At 68.7% G+C, this 21,724-nt stretch carries 23 protein-coding genes and 1 pseudogene; 14 read left to right on the top strand and 10 right to left on the bottom strand.

Annotation, left to right across the window (positions count from 1 at the left end):
* Positions 1-45: 45 nt before the first annotated feature.
* The 6 genes from ACWEVR_RS18400 to ACWEVR_RS18375 all read right to left on the bottom strand — a co-directional run bounded on the left by ACWEVR_RS18400 (position 46) and on the right by ACWEVR_RS18375 (position 3,949).
* Complete coding sequence (locus tag ACWEVR_RS18400) at positions 46-588, bottom strand: YaeQ family protein (protein ID WP_452467923.1); 543 nt, start codon at positions 586-588, stop codon at positions 46-48.
* A gap of 13 nt (positions 589-601) precedes the next feature.
* A complete protein-coding gene (locus ACWEVR_RS18395) occupies positions 602-952 on the bottom strand; it encodes an MmcQ/YjbR family DNA-binding protein (RefSeq protein WP_067642645.1) in 351 nt (116 codons plus the stop codon).
* Between the two features lie 31 nt (positions 953-983).
* A complete protein-coding gene (locus tag ACWEVR_RS18390) occupies positions 984-1,811 on the bottom strand; it encodes a metal ABC transporter permease (RefSeq protein WP_210740780.1) in 828 nt (275 codons plus the stop codon).
* Positions 1,812-1,852: 41 nt separating this feature from the next.
* Positions 1,853-2,581 (bottom strand): metal ABC transporter ATP-binding protein, encoded by a 729-nt coding sequence (locus tag ACWEVR_RS18385; protein ID WP_067642650.1) that lies wholly within the window; start codon positions 2,579-2,581, stop codon positions 1,853-1,855.
* On the bottom strand, positions 2,578-3,507 hold the full coding sequence (locus ACWEVR_RS18380; RefSeq protein ID WP_452467922.1) for a metal ABC transporter substrate-binding protein: 930 nt from the start codon (positions 3,505-3,507) through the stop codon (positions 2,578-2,580). Before ACWEVR_RS18380 ends, ACWEVR_RS18385 begins: the two co-directional genes overlap by 4 nt.
* A 67-nt stretch (positions 3,508-3,574) precedes the next feature.
* A complete protein-coding gene (locus tag ACWEVR_RS18375) occupies positions 3,575-3,949 on the bottom strand; it encodes a cupin domain-containing protein (protein WP_452467921.1) in 375 nt (124 codons plus the stop codon).
* 69 nt (positions 3,950-4,018) lie between these two features.
* Between ACWEVR_RS18375 and ACWEVR_RS18370 the strand changes: the two genes are divergently transcribed.
* Both ACWEVR_RS18370 and ACWEVR_RS18365 read left to right on the top strand, forming a co-directional pair.
* Positions 4,019-4,468, top strand: coding sequence for a MarR family winged helix-turn-helix transcriptional regulator (locus tag ACWEVR_RS18370; protein ID WP_452467920.1), 450 nt, complete (start codon positions 4,019-4,021; stop codon positions 4,466-4,468).
* Positions 4,469-4,667: 199 nt separating this feature from the next.
* Positions 4,668-4,892 (top strand): hypothetical protein, encoded by a 225-nt coding sequence (locus ACWEVR_RS18365; RefSeq protein ID WP_067642662.1) that lies wholly within the window; start codon positions 4,668-4,670, stop codon positions 4,890-4,892.
* Positions 4,893-4,896: 4 nt separating this feature from the next.
* Here ACWEVR_RS18365 and ACWEVR_RS18360 read toward each other — a convergent pair whose 3' ends face one another.
* Entirely contained in the window at positions 4,897-6,321 is a 1,425-nt protein-coding gene (locus ACWEVR_RS18360) for an amidase (RefSeq protein WP_452467919.1), read from the bottom strand.
* 94 nt (positions 6,322-6,415) lie between these two features.
* Complete coding sequence (locus ACWEVR_RS18355) at positions 6,416-7,108, bottom strand: hypothetical protein (protein ID WP_067642667.1); 693 nt, start codon at positions 7,106-7,108, stop codon at positions 6,416-6,418.
* Positions 7,109-7,208: 100 nt separating this feature from the next.
* Between ACWEVR_RS18355 and ACWEVR_RS18350 the strand changes: the two genes are divergently transcribed.
* From ACWEVR_RS18350 to ACWEVR_RS18305, 10 genes and pseudogenes are all read left to right on the top strand, one after another.
* Positions 7,209-8,468 carry an ATP-grasp domain-containing protein gene (locus ACWEVR_RS18350; RefSeq protein WP_452467918.1) on the top strand — a complete coding sequence of 420 codons (1,260 nt, stop codon included), beginning with the start codon at positions 7,209-7,211 and terminating at the stop codon, positions 8,466-8,468.
* A complete protein-coding gene (locus tag ACWEVR_RS18345) occupies positions 8,465-9,286 on the top strand; it encodes a hypothetical protein (RefSeq protein ID WP_452467917.1) in 822 nt (273 codons plus the stop codon). Before ACWEVR_RS18350 ends, ACWEVR_RS18345 begins: the two co-directional genes overlap by 4 nt.
* Positions 9,283-10,305, top strand: a pseudogene (locus ACWEVR_RS18340) (PLP-dependent cysteine synthase family protein); the annotation flags it as partial. The gene ACWEVR_RS18345 and the pseudogene ACWEVR_RS18340, both read left to right, overlap by 4 nt.
* A gap of 299 nt (positions 10,306-10,604) precedes the next feature.
* Positions 10,605-11,870 carry an MFS transporter gene (locus tag ACWEVR_RS18335; protein WP_452467916.1) on the top strand — a complete coding sequence of 422 codons (1,266 nt, stop codon included), beginning with the start codon at positions 10,605-10,607 and terminating at the stop codon, positions 11,868-11,870.
* Positions 11,867-12,853 (top strand): GHMP family kinase ATP-binding protein, encoded by a 987-nt coding sequence (locus ACWEVR_RS18330; protein WP_452467915.1) that lies wholly within the window; start codon positions 11,867-11,869, stop codon positions 12,851-12,853. The genes ACWEVR_RS18335 and ACWEVR_RS18330 overlap by 4 nt, the downstream gene beginning before the upstream one ends.
* A complete protein-coding gene (locus ACWEVR_RS18325; protein WP_452467914.1) occupies positions 12,850-13,752 on the top strand; it encodes an ABC transporter ATP-binding protein in 903 nt (300 codons plus the stop codon). The genes ACWEVR_RS18330 and ACWEVR_RS18325 overlap by 4 nt, the downstream gene beginning before the upstream one ends.
* On the top strand, positions 13,749-14,828 hold the full coding sequence (locus ACWEVR_RS18320; protein WP_452467913.1) for a FecCD family ABC transporter permease: 1,080 nt from the start codon (positions 13,749-13,751) through the stop codon (positions 14,826-14,828). The genes ACWEVR_RS18325 and ACWEVR_RS18320 overlap by 4 nt, the downstream gene beginning before the upstream one ends.
* Before the next feature lie 32 nt (positions 14,829-14,860).
* The gene (locus ACWEVR_RS18315) at positions 14,861-15,835 is read left to right on the top strand and encodes an ABC transporter substrate-binding protein (protein ID WP_452467912.1); all 975 of its coding nucleotides are present in this window, start codon (positions 14,861-14,863) and stop codon (positions 15,833-15,835) included.
* On the top strand, positions 15,832-16,392 hold the full coding sequence (locus ACWEVR_RS18310; protein WP_067642682.1) for a GNAT family N-acetyltransferase: 561 nt from the start codon (positions 15,832-15,834) through the stop codon (positions 16,390-16,392). Before ACWEVR_RS18315 ends, ACWEVR_RS18310 begins: the two co-directional genes overlap by 4 nt.
* A 66-nt stretch (positions 16,393-16,458) precedes the next feature.
* Positions 16,459-17,937, top strand: a complete 1,479-nt coding sequence (locus ACWEVR_RS18305; protein WP_452467911.1) for an AIM24 family protein — start codon at positions 16,459-16,461, stop codon at positions 17,935-17,937.
* A 63-nt stretch (positions 17,938-18,000) separates the two neighbouring features.
* On the opposite strand, the gene ACWEVR_RS18300 is transcribed toward ACWEVR_RS18305, so the two are convergent.
* Positions 18,001-19,287, bottom strand: a complete 1,287-nt coding sequence (locus tag ACWEVR_RS18300) for a hypothetical protein (protein WP_452467910.1) — start codon at positions 19,285-19,287, stop codon at positions 18,001-18,003.
* 330 nt (positions 19,288-19,617) lie between these two features.
* Between ACWEVR_RS18300 and ACWEVR_RS18295 the strand changes: the two genes are divergently transcribed.
* Positions 19,618-20,763, top strand: a complete 1,146-nt coding sequence (locus tag ACWEVR_RS18295) for an acyl-CoA dehydrogenase family protein (RefSeq protein WP_452467909.1) — start codon at positions 19,618-19,620, stop codon at positions 20,761-20,763.
* 96 nt (positions 20,764-20,859) lie between these two features.
* Positions 20,860-21,348, top strand: coding sequence for a DUF4254 domain-containing protein (locus ACWEVR_RS18290; protein ID WP_452467908.1), 489 nt, complete (start codon positions 20,860-20,862; stop codon positions 21,346-21,348).
* Between the two features lie 6 nt (positions 21,349-21,354).
* On the opposite strand, the gene ACWEVR_RS18285 is transcribed toward ACWEVR_RS18290, so the two are convergent.
* A complete protein-coding gene (locus ACWEVR_RS18285; protein ID WP_067496918.1) occupies positions 21,355-21,663 on the bottom strand; it encodes an Rv3235 family protein in 309 nt (102 codons plus the stop codon).
* Positions 21,664-21,724: the final 61 nt, after the last annotated feature.

The raw sequence follows: 21,724 nt of genomic DNA, 5'->3' as shown, positions 1-21,724 counted from the left end.
GGGTTCCCGCCAAAATACCCGTCGGCCGCGCGCGACGGGCGGGAGTCAGCCCAGCGGTTGTTCGATGATCTCGGTACGCAGGCTCGTTCCGTTGAGGTCGAGGTACACCACACCCTCGGTGATCGACAGGCTCGCGGAATTGCGCCGGTCCACCAGCCGCGCGGCCTCGTCGATGAACGCCCGATCGAAGCTGTAGAGCGGGATCGAGGCCGCGTTGTGAATCTTCTTGCCCGCGTACTGCGCCAGCACCTTCACCGGATCCCGATGCGTGTACACCGCCGCCCGCCCAGCCAGCTTGCTCCCCCGATGAATCCGCTCCGAGTCGGGCGCCCCCACTTCGATCCAGGCCGTCGTCCGCCCCGTCAGATCCCGCACCTGCACCGCGGGCTCGTCGGTAGCCGAGATCCCACCCTCACTGAACACGATCCCCTCCTCGTACTGCAGGCAGTACGCCAGAATCCGCGTCACCATGTACTCGAGCGTCTCGGAAGGATGCCGCGCCACCCGCAACTCCAACTCCTCATAAACCCCCCGATCCACATCGGCGAGCTGAATAGCAAAAGTGTGCACAGTAGCGCTGATTCCCATAAGACCCGCCACCCTAGTTGGTAGCGGACTCATGAGACTCCAGGAGGGCTCGGGGGGCGGCCTGGGTCCAGGAGTCGGTGATGATGGCGGTGAGTTCGTCGTGGTCGTCGAGGGCTGAGAGGCGGACGCGGACCCAGGCGTTGTTCGCCTCGTGGGAGGCGATCCAGAACTTGGCGGGTTCGGCCTGGACCAGTTCGTCGCGGTCGATGATCGGGCAGCGGACGGCCATCGAGGTCTCGTTCTCGGGGAGGGTGAGGAACAGGCGGCCGGAGACCTTGAAAATCGGCATGCCCCAGGCGAATTCCTCCGCCGTGCCGGGCAGGGACAAGGCGAACGAGCGGACGTCGTCCCCGGTGACTGTCATGACCCGATCATCTCAAAACGCACCGACAGGTTCAGACGGCGAGCTTGGCCGAACGGGCCCGGCTCGCGGTGATGCGGCGGCCGATGATGCCGTGGCGCGGCGCGAACAGGTAGACCAGGGTGAAGGCGACGCCCTGGGTGACCACCACCATCCCGCCCGCGGCGGTGTCGAGGTGGTAGCTGATGTACAGACCGGTGACCGCGCACAGCACCGACACGGTCGGCGCGATCAGCAGCATCCGCGAGAAACGGTCGGTGAGCAGGTAGGCCGTGGCACCTGGAATGATGAGCATGGCCACCACCAGCACCACTCCCACCGCCTGCAACGCCACCACCGAGGTGAGGGCGAGCAGTGCGAGCAGCGCGGTGCCGAGCACGCGGGGGTTGAGGCCGATGGCGTGGGCGTGGGTGGCGTCGAAGGCGTACAGGGTGAAGTCGCGCCGCTTCAGCACCAACGCCACGAGCACGATCGCCGCGAGGATCATGATCTGGATCATCTCCTCGCGGCTCACCCCGAGCAGATTGCCGAAAACGATGTGGTTCAAGTCGGTTTGGCTCGGTGTCACCGAAACCAGCACCAACCCGAACGCGAACAGCGTCGTGAAGACGATCCCGATGGCCGCGTCCTCCTTCACCCGGCTGGTATCGCGCACCACCCCGATCAACGCGACCGCGAGGAACCCGAAGATCACCGCACCCACCGCGAACGGCCAGCCGACGATGTAGGCGAGCACCACCCCGGGCAGTACCGCGTGCGACACCGCGTCACCCATCAGCGACCAGCCGATCAGCACCAGCCAGCACGACAGCACCGCGCACACCACGGCGGCGGTGACGGTGGTCGCCAGCGCTCGGACCATGAATTCGTAGCGCAACGGGTCGAGGAAGAATTCTTCGAGGTTCACTGGTCTGTGTCCAATCCGAACGCCTTGGCCAGGTTCTCGGGCCGCAACACCACGTCGGGGTCGCCGTGTTCGAGCACCCGGCGGTTCAAAAGCACAGCCTCGTCGGCCAATCGAGGCAGCGCGTGCAGGTCGTGGGTGGACACGAGGATCGTCGCACCACCGGCGGCGAGCTCACGCAGCAATGCGGTGATGGTGGCCTCGGAGCGCTTGTCGACACCGGCGAACGGTTCGTCCAGCAGCAGGATGGTCGCCTCCTGCGCGATACCGCGCGCCACGAAGGTCCGCTTCTTCTGGCCACCGGAGAGCTGCCCGATCTGCCGGTCGGCGAAATCGGTGAGTTCGACCCGGGCCAGCGCCTCCTCCACGGCGGCCTTGTCGGCCTTGCTCGCGCGCCGGGTGAACCCCATCTTCCCGTAGCGCCCGGTCATCACCACATCGCGCACCGACAGCGGGAAAGTCCAATCCACGTCCTCGGATTGGGGCACGTACCCGAGTGCGCCCGCCTTGCGTGCGGCGGCGGGCGCGCCACCGTTGACCAGCACCCGGCCGCGGTCGGGCGTCACCAGTCCCATGACGGTCTTGAACAGTGTCGACTTACCCGACCCGTTCATCCCGATCAGGCCGCACACCCGACCCGATTTCAAGGTGAGTTCGACGTTGTCGAGGGCGAGCACATCACCGTAATGAACTGTCACGTCCTGGATTTCGACTACCGGCTCGGTCATTTCGGTGCTCCTGCCAGTGCCGCCGCGATGGTGTCGGCGTCGTGCCGGATCAGGTCGAGGTAGGTCGGCACGGGGCCGTCCGCCTCCGACAGCGAGTCGACATACAGCGTGCCGCCGAAGCGCGAACCGGTCGCCTCGACCACGCGCTGCATGGGCGCGTCCGACACCGTCGACTCGCAGAACACGGCGGGCACCCCGCGTTGGCGGACGAAGTCGATCACCGATCCGATCTGCTGCGGTGTGGCCTGCTGTTCGGCGTTGACCGGCCAGATGTACTTCTCGGTCAGTCCCGCGTCGCGGGCCAGGTAGGAGAACGCTCCCTCACAGGTGACCAGGGCCTTCTGGTCGGCGGGCAGCGTGCTGACGGCGGCCACCAGCTCGTCACGGACCGCACCGAGCTGGGTCTTGTACGCCTCGCCGTTGGCGCGGTAGGCCTCGGCGTGGTCGGGGTCGAGGTCGGTGAACGCGCGAACCATGTTGTCCACGTAGATCTGCGCGTTCACCGGCGACATCCACGCGTGCGGATTGGGCTTGCCCGCGTAGGCGTCCTCGCTGATGTTCATCGGCGTCACGCCCTCGCTCACCACGGCATGCGGCACCTCGAGGTCGGCGACGAACTGGGCGAACCAGGCCTCGAGATTGAGGCCGTTGTCGAGGATGAGATCGGCCTTGGCGGCCTTCTTGATGTCCCCCGGCGTCGGCTCGTACCCGTGGATCTCGGCGCCGACCTTGGTGATCGACTCGACCCGTAGATGCTCACCGGCCACATTGCGCGCCATATCGGCGAGCACGGTGAAGGTGGTGAGGACCACCTTTCGGTCGTCGTCGGACGCGCCGACGCCACCGCAGGCGGTGAGCGCGAACACCATGACACTCAGCACGCACGCCGCGAGCATCCGCGACGAGCGGTGGAACCCAACCTTCATCCCGGAATTATATTGTTCGGGTGACCGAACTTTCAAGTTCTGCCACCGAAACAGCGGTGGTGAACGGTCATGATGCCCAGGGCGGGACGAAGGTCGACCCATCCGGCAACTCCGCGGCGAAGCCGGTCCGGACGGCGACAAGCAGCCGCGCGCCAGTCCCGGCCTCGTCGGTGAGCGCGATGAGGGAACCGGCGGGTGCCACGGCTGCATCACCGGGTCGCAGGGTGGCCGCCTCGCCGTCGATGGTGAGGACGATTTCGCCCGTGAGCAGCACGAATACCTCCTCTCCGAGGATCCGGTGGGCGACTCCGGCCGTGCCGGGCGCGACCTCGGTCTGCCAGACGCACAGGTCGGCACTGCCGGTACCGGGGCGGATCAATGAGGTGAAGCGGGCGTTGTGCACTTCGTGCACCTGGGCGTCGGCGGAACGGACTACCGGCATTGCGTCTCCTATTGGTCAATTTACTTGTCTATATAGTCAAGTAGCTTTCCCATCCCGTCAAGTGCCAGAATGACGAACGTGCCCCCTGCCGGTGACCTCCCATTACTGCTGCTCGCGGCCGCCGCCCAGGTGACCGATGCGGTCCAGGCCGGGGTCGCCGCGGCCGGCTTCCCCGATGTACGGCCCACACACGGCTTCGCCTTCGTGCGAATGGCACCCGACGGGGCGACCGTCGGTGAGATCGCCGAGCATCTCGGCGTCACCAAGCAGGCGGCGAGCCAACTGGTCGACGAACTGGTCACCAAGGGCTATGTCGAACGCAATCCGCACCCACGCGACGCGCGCGCCCGGCTCATCACGCTCACCGATCGCGGCTGGGCGTGCACTCGCGCCGCCGACGCGGCGTTGGGCAAACTCACCGAAAACTGGTCCGAAACCCTTGGCGCGGGTGACCTCGACCAGGTCAGGGACGTATTGGCGCGGGTCGTCGCCCCGAGTCGGGTCCGCCCGAGCTGGTGAGGGCGTAACCCTTCGCGGCGGACGAACGATCTGTTGTCAGGTATCCGTTAATCCGAACAACAGGATTTTCGAAACCCGCGCGCGGCATCGCGACGAGCGGCATACTCGGCTGCGAGCGGTGACGCGCCACCGCAGCACCCCGGGCCGCCGGTCCGGGCAGTGCCTCGTCACGCACCGTTCCCGCTATCTCGGAGTTCGAATGTCTGCTCTAGCGACCGCCACCTCGGTCGACACCATCACCCGCCACAAGTACGAACGGCTGCAGTACACCGGTTCCGCCGGTGTCGTCGCCTCCCTCGAAGACCCGCGGCTGGTGGACCGCTGGCGCGCCGAGCACCCCACCTGGCGTGGCGAGCACTGGGCGTTCGAGGCGGGCACCACCGGCAGCCTCCGCCCGATCAACGTGGCGACCCGCCACAACTGAGCCCTCAGGCCGCGCCCGCGTCGGCGCGACGGTCGGTGATCCGGGGAAACGGGCTGGCCGCTTCCAGCTGGTAGGCCAGGTCGAGCAGGGTTCGCTCCGCGCCGCGCGGGGCGGCCAGCTGCACCGAGCCGGGCAGACCCGTCGGCAGCAGTCCGTGCGGAAGCGAGATGCCCGGTCCCCCACCGACATTGTTGAGCGGCGTGAAGCCGACATAGTCGACGAGCTTGGCGAACAGGTCGTCGAACGGCTGATCCGGCGCCAGCTCACCGATGCGCGGCGCCGGATGCGACAGCACCGGGCTGAGCATCACATCGATATCGGCGAAGTGCCGGTCGTAGGCGGCGGTTCCGGCGCGTAGGCGCCATGCGGCCGCCGCGGAACCCAGTGGGTTGCGTTTGGCCATTCCGATCAGGCCGGTGGTGAACGGGTCGAGTTTGCGCGCGTCGAAGCGTCCGCGATGACCGAGCCGGAACGACAGCGTCATCGCCGCGGCCATCACCGCCCAGTACTGCTTGAAGTCGTCGACGAAGCGCGGGTCGACCTCCAGCCGCTTCGCGACGATCTCGTGCCCGAGACCCGCGAAGACATGGACGGCCGAATCGAGGACGGCCCGGTTGTCGGGATGCACCGGCCTGCCGAACACGTCCGCGGTGACCACGCCGATGCGCAGTCGTCGCGCGCTCGGCCCTTCCACCAGCCCCACCGGCACCAGTTTCGGATGGGCACCGAAACTCTCGACCGCGGCCAGGTAGTACGCCGTATCGCGCACCGACCGGGTGAGCACACCCTCGGCCACCAGGTGCACCGGCAGTTTGCGCGCGCCCGGCTGGTCGAGCAGCCGGTACCGGGTGGGCTTCAGGCCCACCAGACCCGTCGCGGCGGCGGGAATCCGAATCGAACCACCGCCGTCGTTGGCATGGGCGATCGGCACCGCCCCGGCCGCGACCAGCGCCGCCGACCCGCCCGAGGACGCGCCCGCCGAGAACTCCGGATTCCACGGGTTGCGCGTCGGCGGGCGGTGGACGAACTCGGTGCTCGCGGTGAGCCCGAACTCCGGCAGCGTCGACTTGCCGAGCACGACCACACCCGAGTGCAGGAATTGCGCGGCGGGCCCGCTGGTCGCCGTCACCGGGTGCGGCGTGAACGCGGCCGACCCGTGACAGCTCGGCAGCCCCGCGACATCGGTGTTGTCCTTGACGAAGGCGGGCACGCCGGCGAACACCCCGGCGGTTTCGGGTGCCGAGGCGGCCCGTTCGAAGCTGCGCACCTGCACGGCGTCGAGGCGCGGGTCGACGGCCTGGGTCCGGGCGATCGCGGCCTCGATCACCTCGGCCCGGCTCACCTCCCCGGCGCGCAGTGCGGCGGCGAGGCCGACGGCGTCGTGGTCGCCGAGGGCGTCGTCGGTGAATCCGTGGACGGCAGAGCTCATGACCGCAGCCTAATCGCGACCGTACGCGCGGGTAACGAACTTCGGCCAGACAGTGCGGCCCGCCCGGCAGTGGGCGAGCCGCACGAGGGTGTGCCTACTTGGCGGGCGCCGTGAACGGCTGGTTGATCGTGGTGACGTACTGGATCACCGCGCCGATGGCGACCGGCGCGGTGACGAAGATCTGACCCGCGAGAACACCGAGGAAACCGACGGCGGCCGCACCCGCGACACAACCGGCCAGCGGTCCCGCACCGAACAGGGTGAGCAGGGCACCGGTGAGCACGACGCCCGCGGCGGCACCGGCGAGGCAACCGAGGGCCGCGCCGCCGATGCCACCGACGAGGGTGCCGATGGTGGCGCCCATGGAGATGGTGCTCGTCATCCGGGACCAGGCGGCCTGTTCACGGTCGTATTCGGACTTCCACGGCGCCTTGTCCTCGAACGGCAGGGCGACCGGCTTGTACACGGCCTTGTCCATGCTCAGCGCGGGGGTGAGGGTCGCCGTTCGACCGTCGACCCGGGCGTCGATGGGGAACTGGAAGTCGTCGATCGCGAAGGTCAGCGGCGTCGCGCCGACGACGGTGCCCGCGGCGTCGCGCACCTGCAGGGTGCCGTTGTCGACCACCAGCGAACCGTGCTCGATCTCGATGACCGAGGTGGTGCCGTCGGTGTGCGCGGTGTATTCGACAGGCCGCGGTGCCGCGGGTTCCGCCTGGGCTCCGGCTGCGGTGACGGCCAGAGCGGACAGCGAGAGGGCCACGGGCACAGCGATTTTCTTCAAGAACATGGGTGATTCCTCATCGATTTCAGCCGATCGCGGTGACCGGCGGTGGCAATCCTAGCGATAATGGTTATCATTATCATCTCGATGAGGCTGGGAGGTCGTAGTGGGACATCTGCTGATGGTGGAGAGCTGGGTCGGCTCGATGAGCACCCTGTTGCCGCAGGGAATCAAGGACGGCGGACACCGATTCAGCTTCCTGACCAGGGATCTCGGGCATTACCTGCGCCCGGGCACACCGTCGCCGCACCCGCTGCTGGCCGCTGACAATGTGTTCACCGCCGAGACCAACGACGAGGCCGCGCTGCTGCCGTATGTGCGAAAGCTGCACGAGCTCTTCGGTTTCGACGGCGTACTCACCTCGTGCGACTACTACCTGCCGACGGTGGCCGCGATCGCCACCGATCTCGGCCTGCCCGGCCCCGGCCGGGAGGCGGTGGTCGCGGCGTGCGACAAGTACCGGACCCGCGAGATCTGTCGCGCGGCCGGAGTCCCCGGGCCCGACTTCGCCGTAGCCGAGACGATGGACGAGATTCTCGGTGCCGCAGCTCGATTGGGCTATCCGCTGGTGGTGAAGCCGATCGACCTGTGTGGCGGGATGTTCGTGTGCCGGGTTGACGGCGACGCCGAGCTGCGCGCCGCGATGGAGCGCATCGCCGGGTTCCCGGTGAACGCGCGTGGGCAGCGCAGGTCACCGCAGGTGCTGATCGAAAGATGCGTGCAGGGACCGGAATTCAGTGTGGAAACGGTGACCGTCGCCGGGCAGACCACTGTCGTCGGGGTGACCGACAAACAGCTCACCGGCGCCCCCGCCTTCATCGAGTCTGGCCATATGTTCCCGGCCGACCTGTCGGCTACCGATCGCCGGGCCGTCACCGAGACCGCCGTGGCGGCGGTCGAGGCGCTCGGTCTCGACGCGACCGTCGCCCATACCGAGGTCAAGCTCACAGCCGACGGGCCGGGCCTGATCGAGGTGAATCCACGACCCGCGGGCAACCGGATCACCGAACTGGTCCGCCGGGTCACCGGCATCGACCTCACCAGGGTCCATGTCGAGGCCGTCTTGGGTGGGACACCCGAGCTCACCCCACGGCAGACCGATGCCGGGAGCGCCGCCGTCGCCTTCGCCGTGCCCGACCGGGCAGGCGTGGTGACCCGTGTCGCCGGTGTGGCCGGCTGGGCCGACGATCCGCGCATCGTGGAACACAAACTCCCCGAGCCCGGCGCCGAGGTCCGCCCGGCCACCGACAACAACACCTACCTCGGTCACGTCCTCGTAACGTCCGAAAACACCGGTGAGGCAGGAAAACTCGCGAATTCCTTGATCGCCGAGCTGCGTGTCGAGCTCGACGGCGGTGTCGCGTGATCCAGACGCATCCCGCCTCGGTGGCCGAGCTCACCACGTGGGCACGGACCGGGCGACTCGGCCCCGACCCCGACACTCTGAAGGCATCGACCGCCTTTCTCACGACCTACGGCACCAGGCACGCGGGACGCACCCGCGCCTACCGCAACGAGGTGCTCAGCATCCGGGTCGGTGCGGCGGTCGGCTCGTGCGGGCTCGAACCCGGTTCGGCCACCGGCGAGCTGATCGACGACTGTGTCGCGGCGACCGTCGGTGACCTGCTCGAACACCAGGTCGGGGCGGTGCGTGTCGCGGCGCTCGATGCCTATCTGATGCATGTGCACCCGCATCCGAAGGCAGCGGGTCTGCACGGTAGCCCCGTGGTGGTGGCGGGGCCGACCTCGTTGACGAAATCGCGGCGCCGCGCGAACACCGTCGTCGATCTGCTCCCTTCCGAAGTCACCAAGGTGCTGGTGGTCGGGGTGGTCGGTTCGCTGCTGGCCGAGTTGCGCGACCGTGGCATCGCCTATGTGCCCTGCGATCTGGCGGGTGGCGTCACCGAGTGGGGCGAACCGATCTTCGACTCCGTGGCGACGGCTCCGTCGGACTACGACGCGCTGCTCGTCACCGGAATGACCCTGGGCAACGGCACATTCGACGAATTCCGTGCCATCGCGCGCGAGCGGGGACTACCCCTGGTTCTCTTCGCCCAGACGGGCAGCGCGGTGCTGCCCTGGTTCCTCGGCGCCGGCGTGCACGCGATCTCGGCCGAGCCCTACCCGTTCTTCTCTCTCGACGGTGCCGCGAGCACCCTGGTCACCTACCGGGAGCTCTCATGACCGCACCGCAACCCGGCCTGCTGCAGCTGATCGGCAACACCCCGGTCGTCCAGGTTCCCACCGGAAACGCCTGGTACACAGCCAAACTCGAATCGGCGAGCATCGCGGGGATGAAGGCCCGTGCGGCTGTGTCGATGATGCGGGCGGCGACCGCGCGAGGCGAACTCGCACCGGGCGCCACGATCATCGAATCGACCAGCGGCACTCTCGGATTGGGTCTAGCACTGGCAGGTAAGGCGCTCGGTCACCCGATCGTGCTCGTGGTCGACGACGAACTGGAACCGGACCTGCGCGGTCTCTTCTCGGCGTTCGGCATCACCCTCGAGGTGGTCACCACCCCGCACCCGACCGGCGGCTGGCAGCAGGCCAGGCTCGACCGACTCGCCGAACTGCTGGCCGCGACGCCCGGCGCGTACTGGCCCGACCAGTACGACAACCCCGACAATGCCGGTGGCTACCAGGCCATGGGCGCGGAGATCCTCGCGCAGGTCGACGACGTCGATGTGCTCGTCGCCTCGATCGGTTCCGGCGGCCACTGTGCGGGGCTCACCCGCGTCCTGCGTACCCGCTGGCCTCGGCTGCGGGTGGTCGGCGTCGACGCCGTCGGCTCCCGCATCTTCGGGCAACCGGACCGCCGCAGGCTCATGCGCGGCCTCGGCAGCAGCATCCTCCCCCGCAACGTGGCCTATGCCGACTTCGACGAGGTGCACTGGGTCGGCGCCGCCGAAGCCGTCGCGTCCTGCCGCGCACTGGCGGCCCACACCGGAATCGCGGGCGGCTGGAGCACCGGTGCCGCTGCCTTGGTCGCCGGCTGGATCGCCGACCGCGAGCCGCATTCCCGCGTACTCACCGTCTTCCCCGACGGCCCCCACCGCTACCTCCGAACCATCTACAACGACACCTGGTGCAGCGCGAACGGCCTGTTCGCCCCTCCCGCACCAGAACCCACAACCATCCTCACCCCCGACAGCGCCGAGGTCAGCGGCTGGGGCCGTTGCACAGTGGTCCGCGACCCTGCCGCTCCGTCCGGCGATCCGGCTACCGAAGGCCACGGCCCTGGCACCCCGGAGGCGGCGCTCACCACCGAGGTGAGCCACTCCACCCCTGCCCCGCGTCATCTCGCAGCCGAAGGCCACGAACCCGGAACCGGGGTGGCACGTGCGCTCACCGGCAAAGAGGGCAATGCCGCCGCGCAGGCTCAGGCCACCGAAATGCGTGATCCGTCCCGGGCGCAGGATCCCGCCGACCAAGTGCGCGGCACCGCCGAGCCTGTGCGCGAATCCGCCACCGCGGTGGATGACGCTGCCGAGGTGGTCGGGTGAGAACAACCTTCCTCGCGCTGCCCAAGGGTGTGCGGTTGCTGCTGGTCAATCATCTGGTCGGGCATATCGGTTTCTACCTGCTGATCCCGTTTCTCGCCGACTATCTGCTGCACGACCTCGCGCTGTCGGCGGCGGTGGTCGGTGTCGTGCTCGGGGTGCGCAATCTGAGTCAGCAGGGCCTGTTCCTCGTCGGGGGGTCGGCGGCGGATCGGCTGGGGGCGCGGGGCGTGATCATGGTGGGGCTGGCCGTGCGGGCGCTCGGGTTCGCGTTGTTCGCACTCGGTGGTTCACTGCCGGTGGTGCTCGCGGCGGCCATCCTCACGGGTTTCGCGGGCGCGCTGTTCAATCCGGCCGTGCGCGCGTATATCGCCACCGACAGTGGTTCGCGGTCGGCGGAGGCGTTCGCGCTGTTCAATGTGTTCGGCAACGCTGGTTCGGCGATCGGGCCGGTGTTGGGGACCGTGCTTATCGCGGCCGGCTTCCGGATATCCGCGCTGGTCGCCGCCGTGATTTTCGTAGTGCTGGCGGTGGTTCAGTGGGTGCTGCTGCCCGCGCGCCCGGTGCCCGCGCACGAGAGCGGGATCGGCGCCGACTTCACGACCGTGTTCACCGATCGCCGCTTCTGGGCGTTCACCCTCGCCCTGATGCCGATGTTCGCGTTGCAGAGCCAGATCTATTTTCTGCTCACGTTGCAGGCACAGGACAGCGCCGATCCCCGGTACCGCGCGGGGGCGGTGGCCGCGCTGTTCGTGGTGGAGACCATAGCCGTTGTGGCCCTGCAGGTTCGGGTCACCACGGTGCTCATCCGTCGGCCTCGGCGCGGGCCCGCGATGGCGGCGGGGATGGCGATCATGGGCGTGTCGTTCCTGATCGCCCCGGCCGCCGCGGGTGTCGTCACCGGCGTGGGCAGCGGACTCGCGGGGACCGTACTGCGGGTCACTCCCGTGGTGGCGGGCGCGGTGGTGCTGGCCATCGGGGTGACGGCAGTGCAGCCGTTCGTGAACGAGTCGATCGGCCGCTTTGCCGGAAACCGGCTCACCGGAACCTATTTCGGGGCGTTCTACCTGGCATCGGGCCTGTTCACCGTGGTCGCGACCTCGCTCAGTGGCGCGGTGCTCGACTGGGCGGGCGGGTCGCTCACCTGGCCGCCCGCACTGCTGTGCGCCGGGACGGGTGTGCTGTCCGCGGTCGCGATCCTCGGCCTGCATCGGCGGGCCGTGCTGCCCGATGCCGACATCGCTCACTCGGGAGACCGCACATGACTGATCCCCGCCACCCGGTGCGCGAGTGGCGCACGCCTTTCGTCGAGCACCGGACACCGCCGACGGCCGACACTCCGGGTATCGGCGTCGGCCGCGCCAACGGCAGCTGCGGGGAACTGCTGCAAGGCGTCCTCTACGGTGACCGCCATTTCCTCGTCACGCTGCCCATCCAGCGCGGCTCCGTCGCCGTCTTCGAACCAGGCGGTGACGACATCACCGTCGTCCCCGGGCACAAGTCGAAGGCTCGGCGCCTGGCGAGCGCGATGGTGGCGCGCTCACGGGTGCTGCGCGGTGGACGACTCACCGTGCGCAGCGAACTGCCCGAGGGCAAAGGTTTGGCCAGCTCCACTGCCGACCTGGTGGCGACAGCTCGCGCGGTCGCCGACGCCGAAGGCCGCACGGTCGGCCTCACCGAACTCGAAGCCGACCTGCGTGCCATCGAGCCCTCCGACGGGGTGATGTATTCCGGCACGGTCGCCTACTTCCATCGGGAGGTGCGTCTGCACACCCGCCTGGGCGCGCTGCCGCCGCTGACCATCGTCACCGGCGACGAGGGCGGCGTGGTCGACACTGTCGAATTCAACCGCACCGAACCGTCTTTCGACCCCTGTCACCAGCGTGAATACGCCGGATTGCTCGACGAACTCGGTGTCGCGATCGTGCGCGGGGACGTGGCCGGGATCGGCGCGGTGGCCACCCGCAGCGCAGTGCTCAGTGCCGCGTTCCGCCACCGCCCGCATCTGGACTCGACCATCCGGGAAGCACGCGCGCTCGGCGCGGTGGGTGTCGTCGTCGCGCACAGCGGCACGACGACCGGAATCCTGCTGAGCGAGAACGACCGCGACTATCGCACCAGACTCGTTGCCGCGGAGAAGCTCTGCGCTTCGTTCGGCTGCGCGGTGAGCGTGCACCACACCCGCCGACCGGTCCGGGGACACCGGCTTCCGCACGAGCGCCTCCCGAGCAGAGAGCTACCCGCATGATCACCATCGAACAGGTCCGCTTCGGCTACGCCGGACGAATCACACTGGAAGACATCAGCTTTCGGGCAGACCCGGGCAGCACCGTCGGGTTGATCGGCCCGAACGGGTCGGGCAAGTCGACGCTGTTACGCCTGCTGTACCGCGCCCTGCGCCCGGCCGGTGGGACCATCACGATCGATGCCACGCCGGTCGGCACACTACGCGGACGCGATCTCGCCACACGCCTGGCCGTCGTCGCCCAGGAATCACCACCGGACACACCGATCACGGTCACCGAGACGGTTCTGCTCGGCCGGGCGCCCTGGGTCGGTGCCTTCCAAGGGTATTCACGAGTCGACCGCATCACCGCGGCCGCCGCCCTGGCCCGCGTCGGCGCCCGTGACCTGGCCGACCGCCCCTTCGCGACCCTGTCCGGCGGCGAACGCCAGCGCGTCCTCATCGCCCGCGCCCTGGCCCAGCAGGCAGACCATCTGCTCCTCGACGAACCGACCAACCACCTCGACATCCGCTACCAGCACGAACTGCTCGCCCTGGTCCGCGGCCTCGACAAGACGACGACCATCGTCGTCCTGCACGACCTGAACCTGGCCGCCCGCTACTGCGACCACCTGGTCCTGCTCGACAACGGCCGCGTCGCCGCCGCGGGCCGGGTCGACGAGGTCCTCACCCCCGAAACCCTCGAACCCGTTTACCGCATCCCCGTCCGCCGCACCACCGCCTTCGGCGCCACCCAACTCCTGTTCGGGCCGGCCGACGATGCGGAAGAACACAACCCGGTTGTCGCGGAGGCCGCCGAGATCCACCCCGCACCGGCTGACCACACTGACGGCGGCTCAGCAGAACTCACCGATGACGGCGGGTCCCCGTCGACCGAGACCCGAGAGGCGGCGACGCGATGACCGCGACACTGGAGGTCGAGCAGATCGTCGACGACCTCGATCACGCACGGCACCGCACGCGCACAGTGCTGCTGATCGGCGGGCTGCTCATCGCACTCGCCGTCACCGTGTTGGTGGCGGCCGGGCTCGGGCCGGTGGCCGTTCCGCCGGGCACCGTCGCCCGGATCATCGGCCACCACACGTTCGGCCGGCCGGTGACTCCCGATTGGACCACGGCGCAGGACTCGATCGTCTGGCTGGTCCGGGTGCCGCGTGTGCTGCTCGGCGCGCTCGTCGGCGCCGCATTGGCGATCACCGGCGCCGTTCTGCAGACCATCGTGCGCAATGTGCTCGCCGATCCGCACATCCTCGGCGTCACCTCGGGCGCCTCGACCGGTGCCGCCGTCTACCTGCTGTTCGGCGTGAGCGCGGCGGCCACCTCCGCCGCACTCGCGGCGAGCGCGTTCATCGGGGCACTGATCGCCACGGTGCTGCTGTTCGCCATCTCCCGGATCAACGGGCAGCTCACCTCGCTGCGCCTGCTGCTCGGCGGGGTGACCATCGGCTACATCTTCTCGGCCGCCACGAGCTTTCTGATCTTCGCCTCCGACCGCCCCGAAGGCGCGCGGACCGTGCTGTTCTGGCTGCTCGGCTCGCTCGCCCCGGCGGCCTGGCCCTCGGTGGCGACCACCGTCGCCGTGGTCGCGGGCGCCCTGCTGGCGGTGCTGCTGATGGCGCCACGCCTGGACGCGCTCGCCGCGAGTGACGACACCGCGCGCACGCTCGGCTTCGCCCCGAATCGAATCCGGTTGTGGGCGTTGCTGATCGTCGCGCTCGCCGTCGGCGCGGTGGTGGCCGTCGCGGGGGCGATCGGCTTCGTCGGGCTCATCGTTCCGCATGTGGCGCGGCTGTGCGTCGGCGGAACCCACCGGCACCTGCTGGTGGTGAGTGCCCTGCTCGGAGCGCTGTTCCTGGTGATCGCCGATGTGGGTGCGCGCACCGTTTTCGCGCCGCGCGAACTGCCGATCGGCATCGTCACCGCCGCCGTCGGCGCGCCCCTGCTCCTGCTGCTGATCCGCCGCTCCCGCGCCTCCTGATTTCTGCTCCATCGAAAGGAATACCGATCACCGTGTTCACAGGTGTCTCCTCCGCACGCCACCGTGCGATCCCCGCCCTCGCGCTGCTCACCGCCGTGGTCACCGGTTGCGGCGCGCCCGCACCGGCCACCACCACGGCGGAAGACGGCTTCCCCCTGACTGTTTCGAGTTGTGGGCGTGATGTCACCTTCGCCGCGCCACCGCAGCGGGTCGTCACCGTCGGCTCCATCGCCGCGCCGACGCTCGCCGCCGCCGGTGCCGCCGACCGCATCGTCACCCGAACCTTCGAAGCCGCAGCTTTCCCCGGCCAGTACGGCGATGCCCTGAAAGACATCGAGATCACCGCCCCGACAGCCGAACTCGCTCGCGAGGAGATCATCGCCCGCTCCCCCGACCTCGTGGTGAGCGTCGAGGGACTGTCGGTGACCCCCGACGACCTTGCCCAGGTGAACATCCCGCTGATCGTCACCCGTGGCTACTGCCGCGACGCGGCGGGCACCTTCGAGGACGTCTTCGCCGACATCTCGCTCTACGGCAAGCTCTTCGGCACCTCGGCGGCCGCCGACGCCGAAGTCGCCACGCTGCGGCAGCGCGTGCGAACGGTCACCGAAAAGCACAGCGGCACAACGACCCCTCGACGTGCGGCCGCGCTGATCCTGTCGCGCGACGGGGCCCAGCTCAAGGCCTACGGCTCCCAGAGCACCGTCCACGAACAGATGCGCATCCTCGGGCTGTCCAACATCTACGGCGACATCGCCAAACGCAATTTCGAAGCCAACACCGAAACGCTCATCGCCCAGGACCCCGAGGTGATCATCCTGCTCACCCAGGGCGACCAGACCCCCGAATCGGTGCGAACCACCCTTCGCCAGCGCCCCGAGCTGGCCGGGCTGCGCGCCATCCGCGACAACCGGATCATCGTCGCACCCTTCGGCTACACCGGTCCGGGACCGGTCGCCGTAGAAGGTCTCGAAGTGCTGGACCGCGAACTGGCCGGCCTGCGATGACCGCGACCACCACCGACTACCTCGTCCGCCCGGCCGGTCCCGCCGACCTGACCGGCGCGCGCAGCGTCATGCTCGACACCTTCTACCAGGTGTTCGGCATCGGCTACCTGCCCGAACACCACCACGACGTGATCGACCTCGACGCCACGTACCTGCGTCACCCGCGCAATCGGCTGTGGGTGGCCGAGCACGAGGGAGTCGTCGTCGGCACCACCGCGATCCGCGCGAAGGGACCTGCGCACCCACCCCATCCGGCCGAGCTGGCACGCCGCTATCCCGACGACACCACCGCCCAGCTGTTCCGGGTCTACGTCCGGCCCGAACACCACCGGCGCGGGCTGGCCACCCGACTCGTCACCGCTGCCGTCGAAACTGTCCGGGCCACGCCGGAATTCGACCGGCTGTACCTGCACACCGACGCGCGGACTCCGGGCGCCCTGGAGTTCTGGCTCACCTTCGGCCACATCGTCCACGACGCGCGCGGTCCGCACGACGGATTCCAGACGGTGCACCTCGAGATCCCCCTCGACCGGCCGAATCGAGAACTGGCGCGGTGACGGCACACACGGCACTATCGAACTCGTGGAACAGCAGCGAAACCGCCCGCGTTCGGGTGCCGTGTCGTGACCGTGCTCGCACCGGGAGAGAACCGGCCCGCGCCGGGCGATGAGCTGACCGTCACCGTGGCCTGTTCGGCCCCGGTCGACGTGTCGGCCCTGTTGCTCGACACCGCGGGCAAGGTGCGCTCCGACGCCGACTTCGTCTTCTTCAACCAGCCGACCGGGCCGGGCGTGGTGTACCGGCACGGCAACGGCGGACCCGACATCGTGCAGGTGAAGACCTCCGCGCTGCCCGCCGACGTGGACAAGGTGGTGGTCACGGCAAGCCTCGACGGACGCGGACCCGCGACCTTCGCCGCCGTCGGCAACCTCACCGCCACCATTCAGTCCGGGCCGACCGCCCTCACGTTCCCTGTCTCCGGGCTCACCACCGAGAGCGGTGTGGTGTGCGTGGAGATCTACCGGCGCGGCGGGGCGTGGAAGGTGCGCGCCATCGGCCAGGGATACGACGACGGCCTCGCGGGCATCGCCTCGGCCTACGGGGTGAACCTCGACGATGAACCGGAACCCGCCGCGACCCAGGGGAATACAGCATTTCCCGCGCACCCGCCACAGGGTGCACCGCAGCATCCCGGCGCCCCGATGCCTCCCGGGCAGTTCGCACCGCCCGGACCACCGGGTGGTTACCCACCACCACCAGGGCAGAGCCCGACCCCTGGACCGGCCGCCTACCCCCCGCCTGGTCAGCCTGGTTCCCCACCACCCGCTCACCCTGGTGCGCAATCCTCGTACGCCTCTCAGCAAGGAGTCCCGCCCGTGCACAGCGACCTGTTCGACCCCTCGCATGCCGAGGTCAACGGCCTCGGTATCCAGAAGCAGGGCGGCAAGATGGTCAAGGTCGGGTTGAACGGGGAGGTGATGGCGCGGTCCGGCTCGATGGTGGCCTACCAGGGTGACCTGAAATTCGAAGCGCTCGGCTCCGGCGGCATCGGCCGCGCGATCCGGCAGCACCTCACCGGCGAAGGCGTGCCCCTGATGAAGGTGAGCGGGCGCGGCGACCTGTTCCTTGCCAACAGCGCCGCCGACGTGCACATCATCGACCTCGACGGCTCCGACGGTCTCACCATCAACGGCGCCAACGTGCTCGCCTTCGACTCCACCCTGCGCTACGACATCGGCCGGGTACAGGGCGCAGCCGGAATCGCCTCCAACGCGGGCCTTTTCAACTGTGTCTTCACCGGTCGCGGCCGCATCGCCATCACCACCCACGGCACCCCGGTCGTCCTCACCGTCGACCAGGCCACCTACGCCGACCCCAACGCCGCCGTGGCCTGGTCCTCCAGCCTGCAGACCGGCATCAAACGCAACGACTCCTTCGGTCTCGGCCGCCTCATCGGCCGCAGCACCGGCGAAGCGAGCACCCTGTCCTTCTCCGGCCGCGGCTTCGTGATCGTCCAGCCCTCCGAACTCCCACCCGGCGGCCTCCTCGGCGGCACCGGCGGCGGCCAGCAAGCGGGCACCGGCGGCAGCCTCTTCGGCTGACACACACGAAACCGCCCTGGTTCGCTCGGAACCAGGGCGGTTTTGCGCGTGTGGAAGGAGTGGCTACGACCCCGCGCGCTCCTTGCGGGCCTGCCTCCGGGCCTCGCGCATCTCGTTGAGTTCCTGTTCCAGGCTCTCGGCGATGCGGAACTGGCCGGTGTCGTAGATGCTGGTCGGTTCGATGGCCTCGTAGCCGAAGTTGGCTTCGGCGAAGGCCTTTTCGACGCGGGCCTCGATATCGGAGATCGTGCTCTTGCGGGCGGCGGGGACCGAGTCGGTGGTCTTCACCTGCTCGGCCGGCTTGGGCGTTTCCTTCACCGGCTCGGGCGCGGCGACGACGGTCTTCTTCGCTGTGGCCTTGTCACCCGAGGACGGCTTGCCGATGCCGAAACGCTTGCGCTTCTCGGCCGGCCTGCCGTTGGAGACCGGCTCCGACGGGGTCCAGGCGGGTTCGCGGGTGATCGGTGCGGTCACCGACGGTGCGGGCGGTGCCGATTCGATGCGGGTGCTTCCGGTCATCGGCGGGGTGTAGGTGAGGCGCACGCCGTCGACGGCCTGGCGGTTGAGGATGCTCTCGGCGGGGTCGGGCAGGTCCCTGACCTGGCTGGTCGCCCGGGTGATCGCCAGTCCGTACCTGGCACTCACCGCGTCGTGGATGAGCAGCGCGACACCGATCATCACCGGAGCGACGGCGTGCACGGCGGCGTCGTACCAGCGGCCGTCACGCACATAGGGGTAGGTGTTGAGCGTGACGGTGAGCGAGAGCAGCGCCATCTCGGCCAGCGCCACCTGGCGCCGGTTGTCGATGACGCCCCATTCGGCCACCTTGTTGGTACCGACCATGATGATGATCAGACACACGCTGATCATGGCCTCGAGCAGGTAACTGAACCAGAACAGCGGGTCCGTCGGCCCGCCGGGCGCGATGTTCTGCTGCACGTTCACCGCCGACCACAGCATGCCCGCGGCGACCACGCCCGCCAGCGCCTTCAGTGACCAGGACCGGTGCCGATACAGCGAGGCGAGTTTGGCGTGCGGGCTCGATTCGCGCCGCTGGGCGGCCATCGCCTTCCTGGCGAGCAGCAGATCTCGCATGTCGGCCTTCTCGATAGCTTCGGTGGTCTGCCTTGCGCGGTCCGAGGCCTGCGCCATCGCCTGGGTGTGTTTCCAGCGCTGTTCGCGATCCTGTTCACGGATGCGTTCGGCGAGTTCACGTTCGGCGCGCAGTTCGTCTTCGGAGAGGGCGTCGGTAAGCGCCGGGTCGAACTGGTAGGCGAGTCGTCCGCGCGCCCGTTCGACGCGCTGGGCGAGCTGGCTGACGTCGTCCTCGAGGGGCGATTCGCTGGTCATGCCAGACCACCGCCCCGGGATCGCGATGGCAGACAGGTGAGCACACGTGTGAACGGCACACGCCATTCTTAGTGCATTCACCCTCCGGCGCGAAACCGATGCTCCCACACCACTGCCCAAATGCGGCGCGCCGCGAGCGACACGCGCATTTCACACCTGCGGCCGAAACAGCCCACTTTTCACTTCACTGCGGCTCAAATGTTGTCGAACACCGTTCGCCACCCCGATCGAAGCCGCTATTGTCACTCCGCCAATATTGGTACACACTGTATCCGTAACCACCGGTCACGCCTGAGGCCGGTGCTGTGCCGAGCCGTATAAGGAGACTCGATGGCCGCCAATCGGTCCAGCTGGATGAACGAGGATCTGGACGCCCTGCGCGACCTCGCCCGCGCCTTCCTGGCCAAGGAACTCGTCCCGAATATCGACAAGTACCGCGAGCAGCACCATGTGGATCGCGACCTGTGGAACAAGGCGGGCGAAGTCGGTCTGCTCTGTCTGTCGATCCCGGAGGAGTACGGCGGCGGTGGCGGCACCTTCGCCCACGAGGCGGTGTTGATGGAGGAGCAGGCGCGCGCCGTCGACACCTCGTGGGGCGTGAGCCTGCACAACGGCATCGTCGCCCACTACCTGCTCGCCTACGGCACCGAGGAGCAGAAGAAGCAGTGGCTGCCCAAGATGGCCTCCGGTGAGGTCGTCGGCGCCATCGCCATGACCGAGCCCGGCACCGGCTCCGACCTGCAGGCCGTGAAGGCCAAGGCGATCCGCGACGGCGACGAGTACGTCATCAACGGCTCCAAGACCTTCATCACCAACGGCGCCCAGGCCGACCTCATCATCGTGGTCGCCAAGACCGACCCCACCCAGGGCGCCGCGGGTGTCTCGCTGGTGCTGGTCGAGGCCGACCGCGAGGGCTTCCGTCGCGGCCGCGTGCTCGACAAGATCGGCCAGAAGGGCCAGGACACCTCCGAGCTGTTCTTCGAGGACGTGCGCGTGCCGGTGAGCAACCTGCTCGGCAGCCAGGAGGGCCAGGGCTTCGTCCAGCTGATGCAGCAGCTGCCCCAGGAGCGCCTGATCGTGGCGCACGGTGCGGTCGCGGGCATGGAGGTCGCGCTCGAGCACACGCTGCGCTACACCAAGGAGCGCGAGGCGTTCGGCCGCCCGGTGTTCGGTTTCCAGAACACCAAGTTCAAGCTGGCCGAGGTCGCCACCGAGGCCCGCATCGCGCGCGTGTTCATCGACGACTGCATCGAGAAGCACCTGCGCGGCGAACTCGACATCCCCACCGTCGCGATGGCCAAGTGGTGGTGCACCGACAAGGCGATGCAGATCGCCGACACCTGCCTGCAGCTGTTCGGTGGCTACGGCTACATGAACGAGTACCCGATCGCGCGCATGTGGGTGGACAACCGCGTGCAGCTGATCTACGCGGGCACCAACGAGATCATGAAGGAGATCATCGCGCGCAGCCTGTAGGCCGCGGGCCGAACCGTCCGACCTATCCGTATCCGCAACCGGGACGAATGTTCTTCGGAAAGCGGTACGGACAGGACGAGGACGGTGCGGCGAAACGTGGACAGGGAACCGGGACTGCCTGCCCGCGCCGACATGATGCGTGCCGTGTGCGGGGTCACCGGGTCCGCCGACCCCGTGCTCGCGGCCGCGCACGAACTGGCGGTCCTGCACGAACGCCGCGAACAGCTGATGCCCGGCGACACCAGCGACATCGATTGGGAGCGTGCCCGGTTGGTCTGTGAGATCGACCGCTGGGTGCTGCTCCGCTCGCCGAAACCACCGACGACGGCGCCGATGCACACCGAGAGCATCGGCGCCGTCGTCGATCGCATGGCCCATTTCGCCGCGCTCACCTACCGGGCGCTGGCCTGCGGCGCCGAGGCCGAATTGCGCGCCGCCCAGCAGCGGTTGCACGAATTGGCCTGCGGCTACGACGATCTCGTCGCCGAGGTGGCCAACGGCACGCGCCGCCTGCCCGATGGCTCCGACGATGCGCCCGGGAGCGGCCGCGACCAGGCCGACCAGCATCGGCCGGGCACCGAATAGCCTCCTTCAATACATTCGCAGCGCGACCAACCGCCAGGTGTCCTTGCCCGATTCGATCCGTCCGGCGATGGCGAGGGTGCGGTCGCCCCGCTGATACAGGGCGAACACCTCGGCTGCTCCCGGTTCGGCCGAGGTCTGCCGGACACGCGTGAGATTGGCGGCGCCCAATCCCTTTCCGGGAACCAGATCCTGGGCGAGCATGGTGGCGACCGCCGACACCACCAGCGGATCGGCGAAGGGTCGCAGATGCGTGACCGACCGCCGCCGGTCGAGGACCTCGAGCACCCACCGCAGCACCTGCTCGGCGAATCGCATTGTCTCCGTGCGTGCTTCGACGACCGGCGGCTGCGCCACACACGTACCGCGTACCGCGCGC

Source organism: Nocardia sp. NPDC003979 (genome assembly GCF_053605015.1).
The sequence above is the reverse complement of the archived record's forward strand: the minus strand, read 5'-3'. Positions and strand labels throughout refer to the sequence as shown.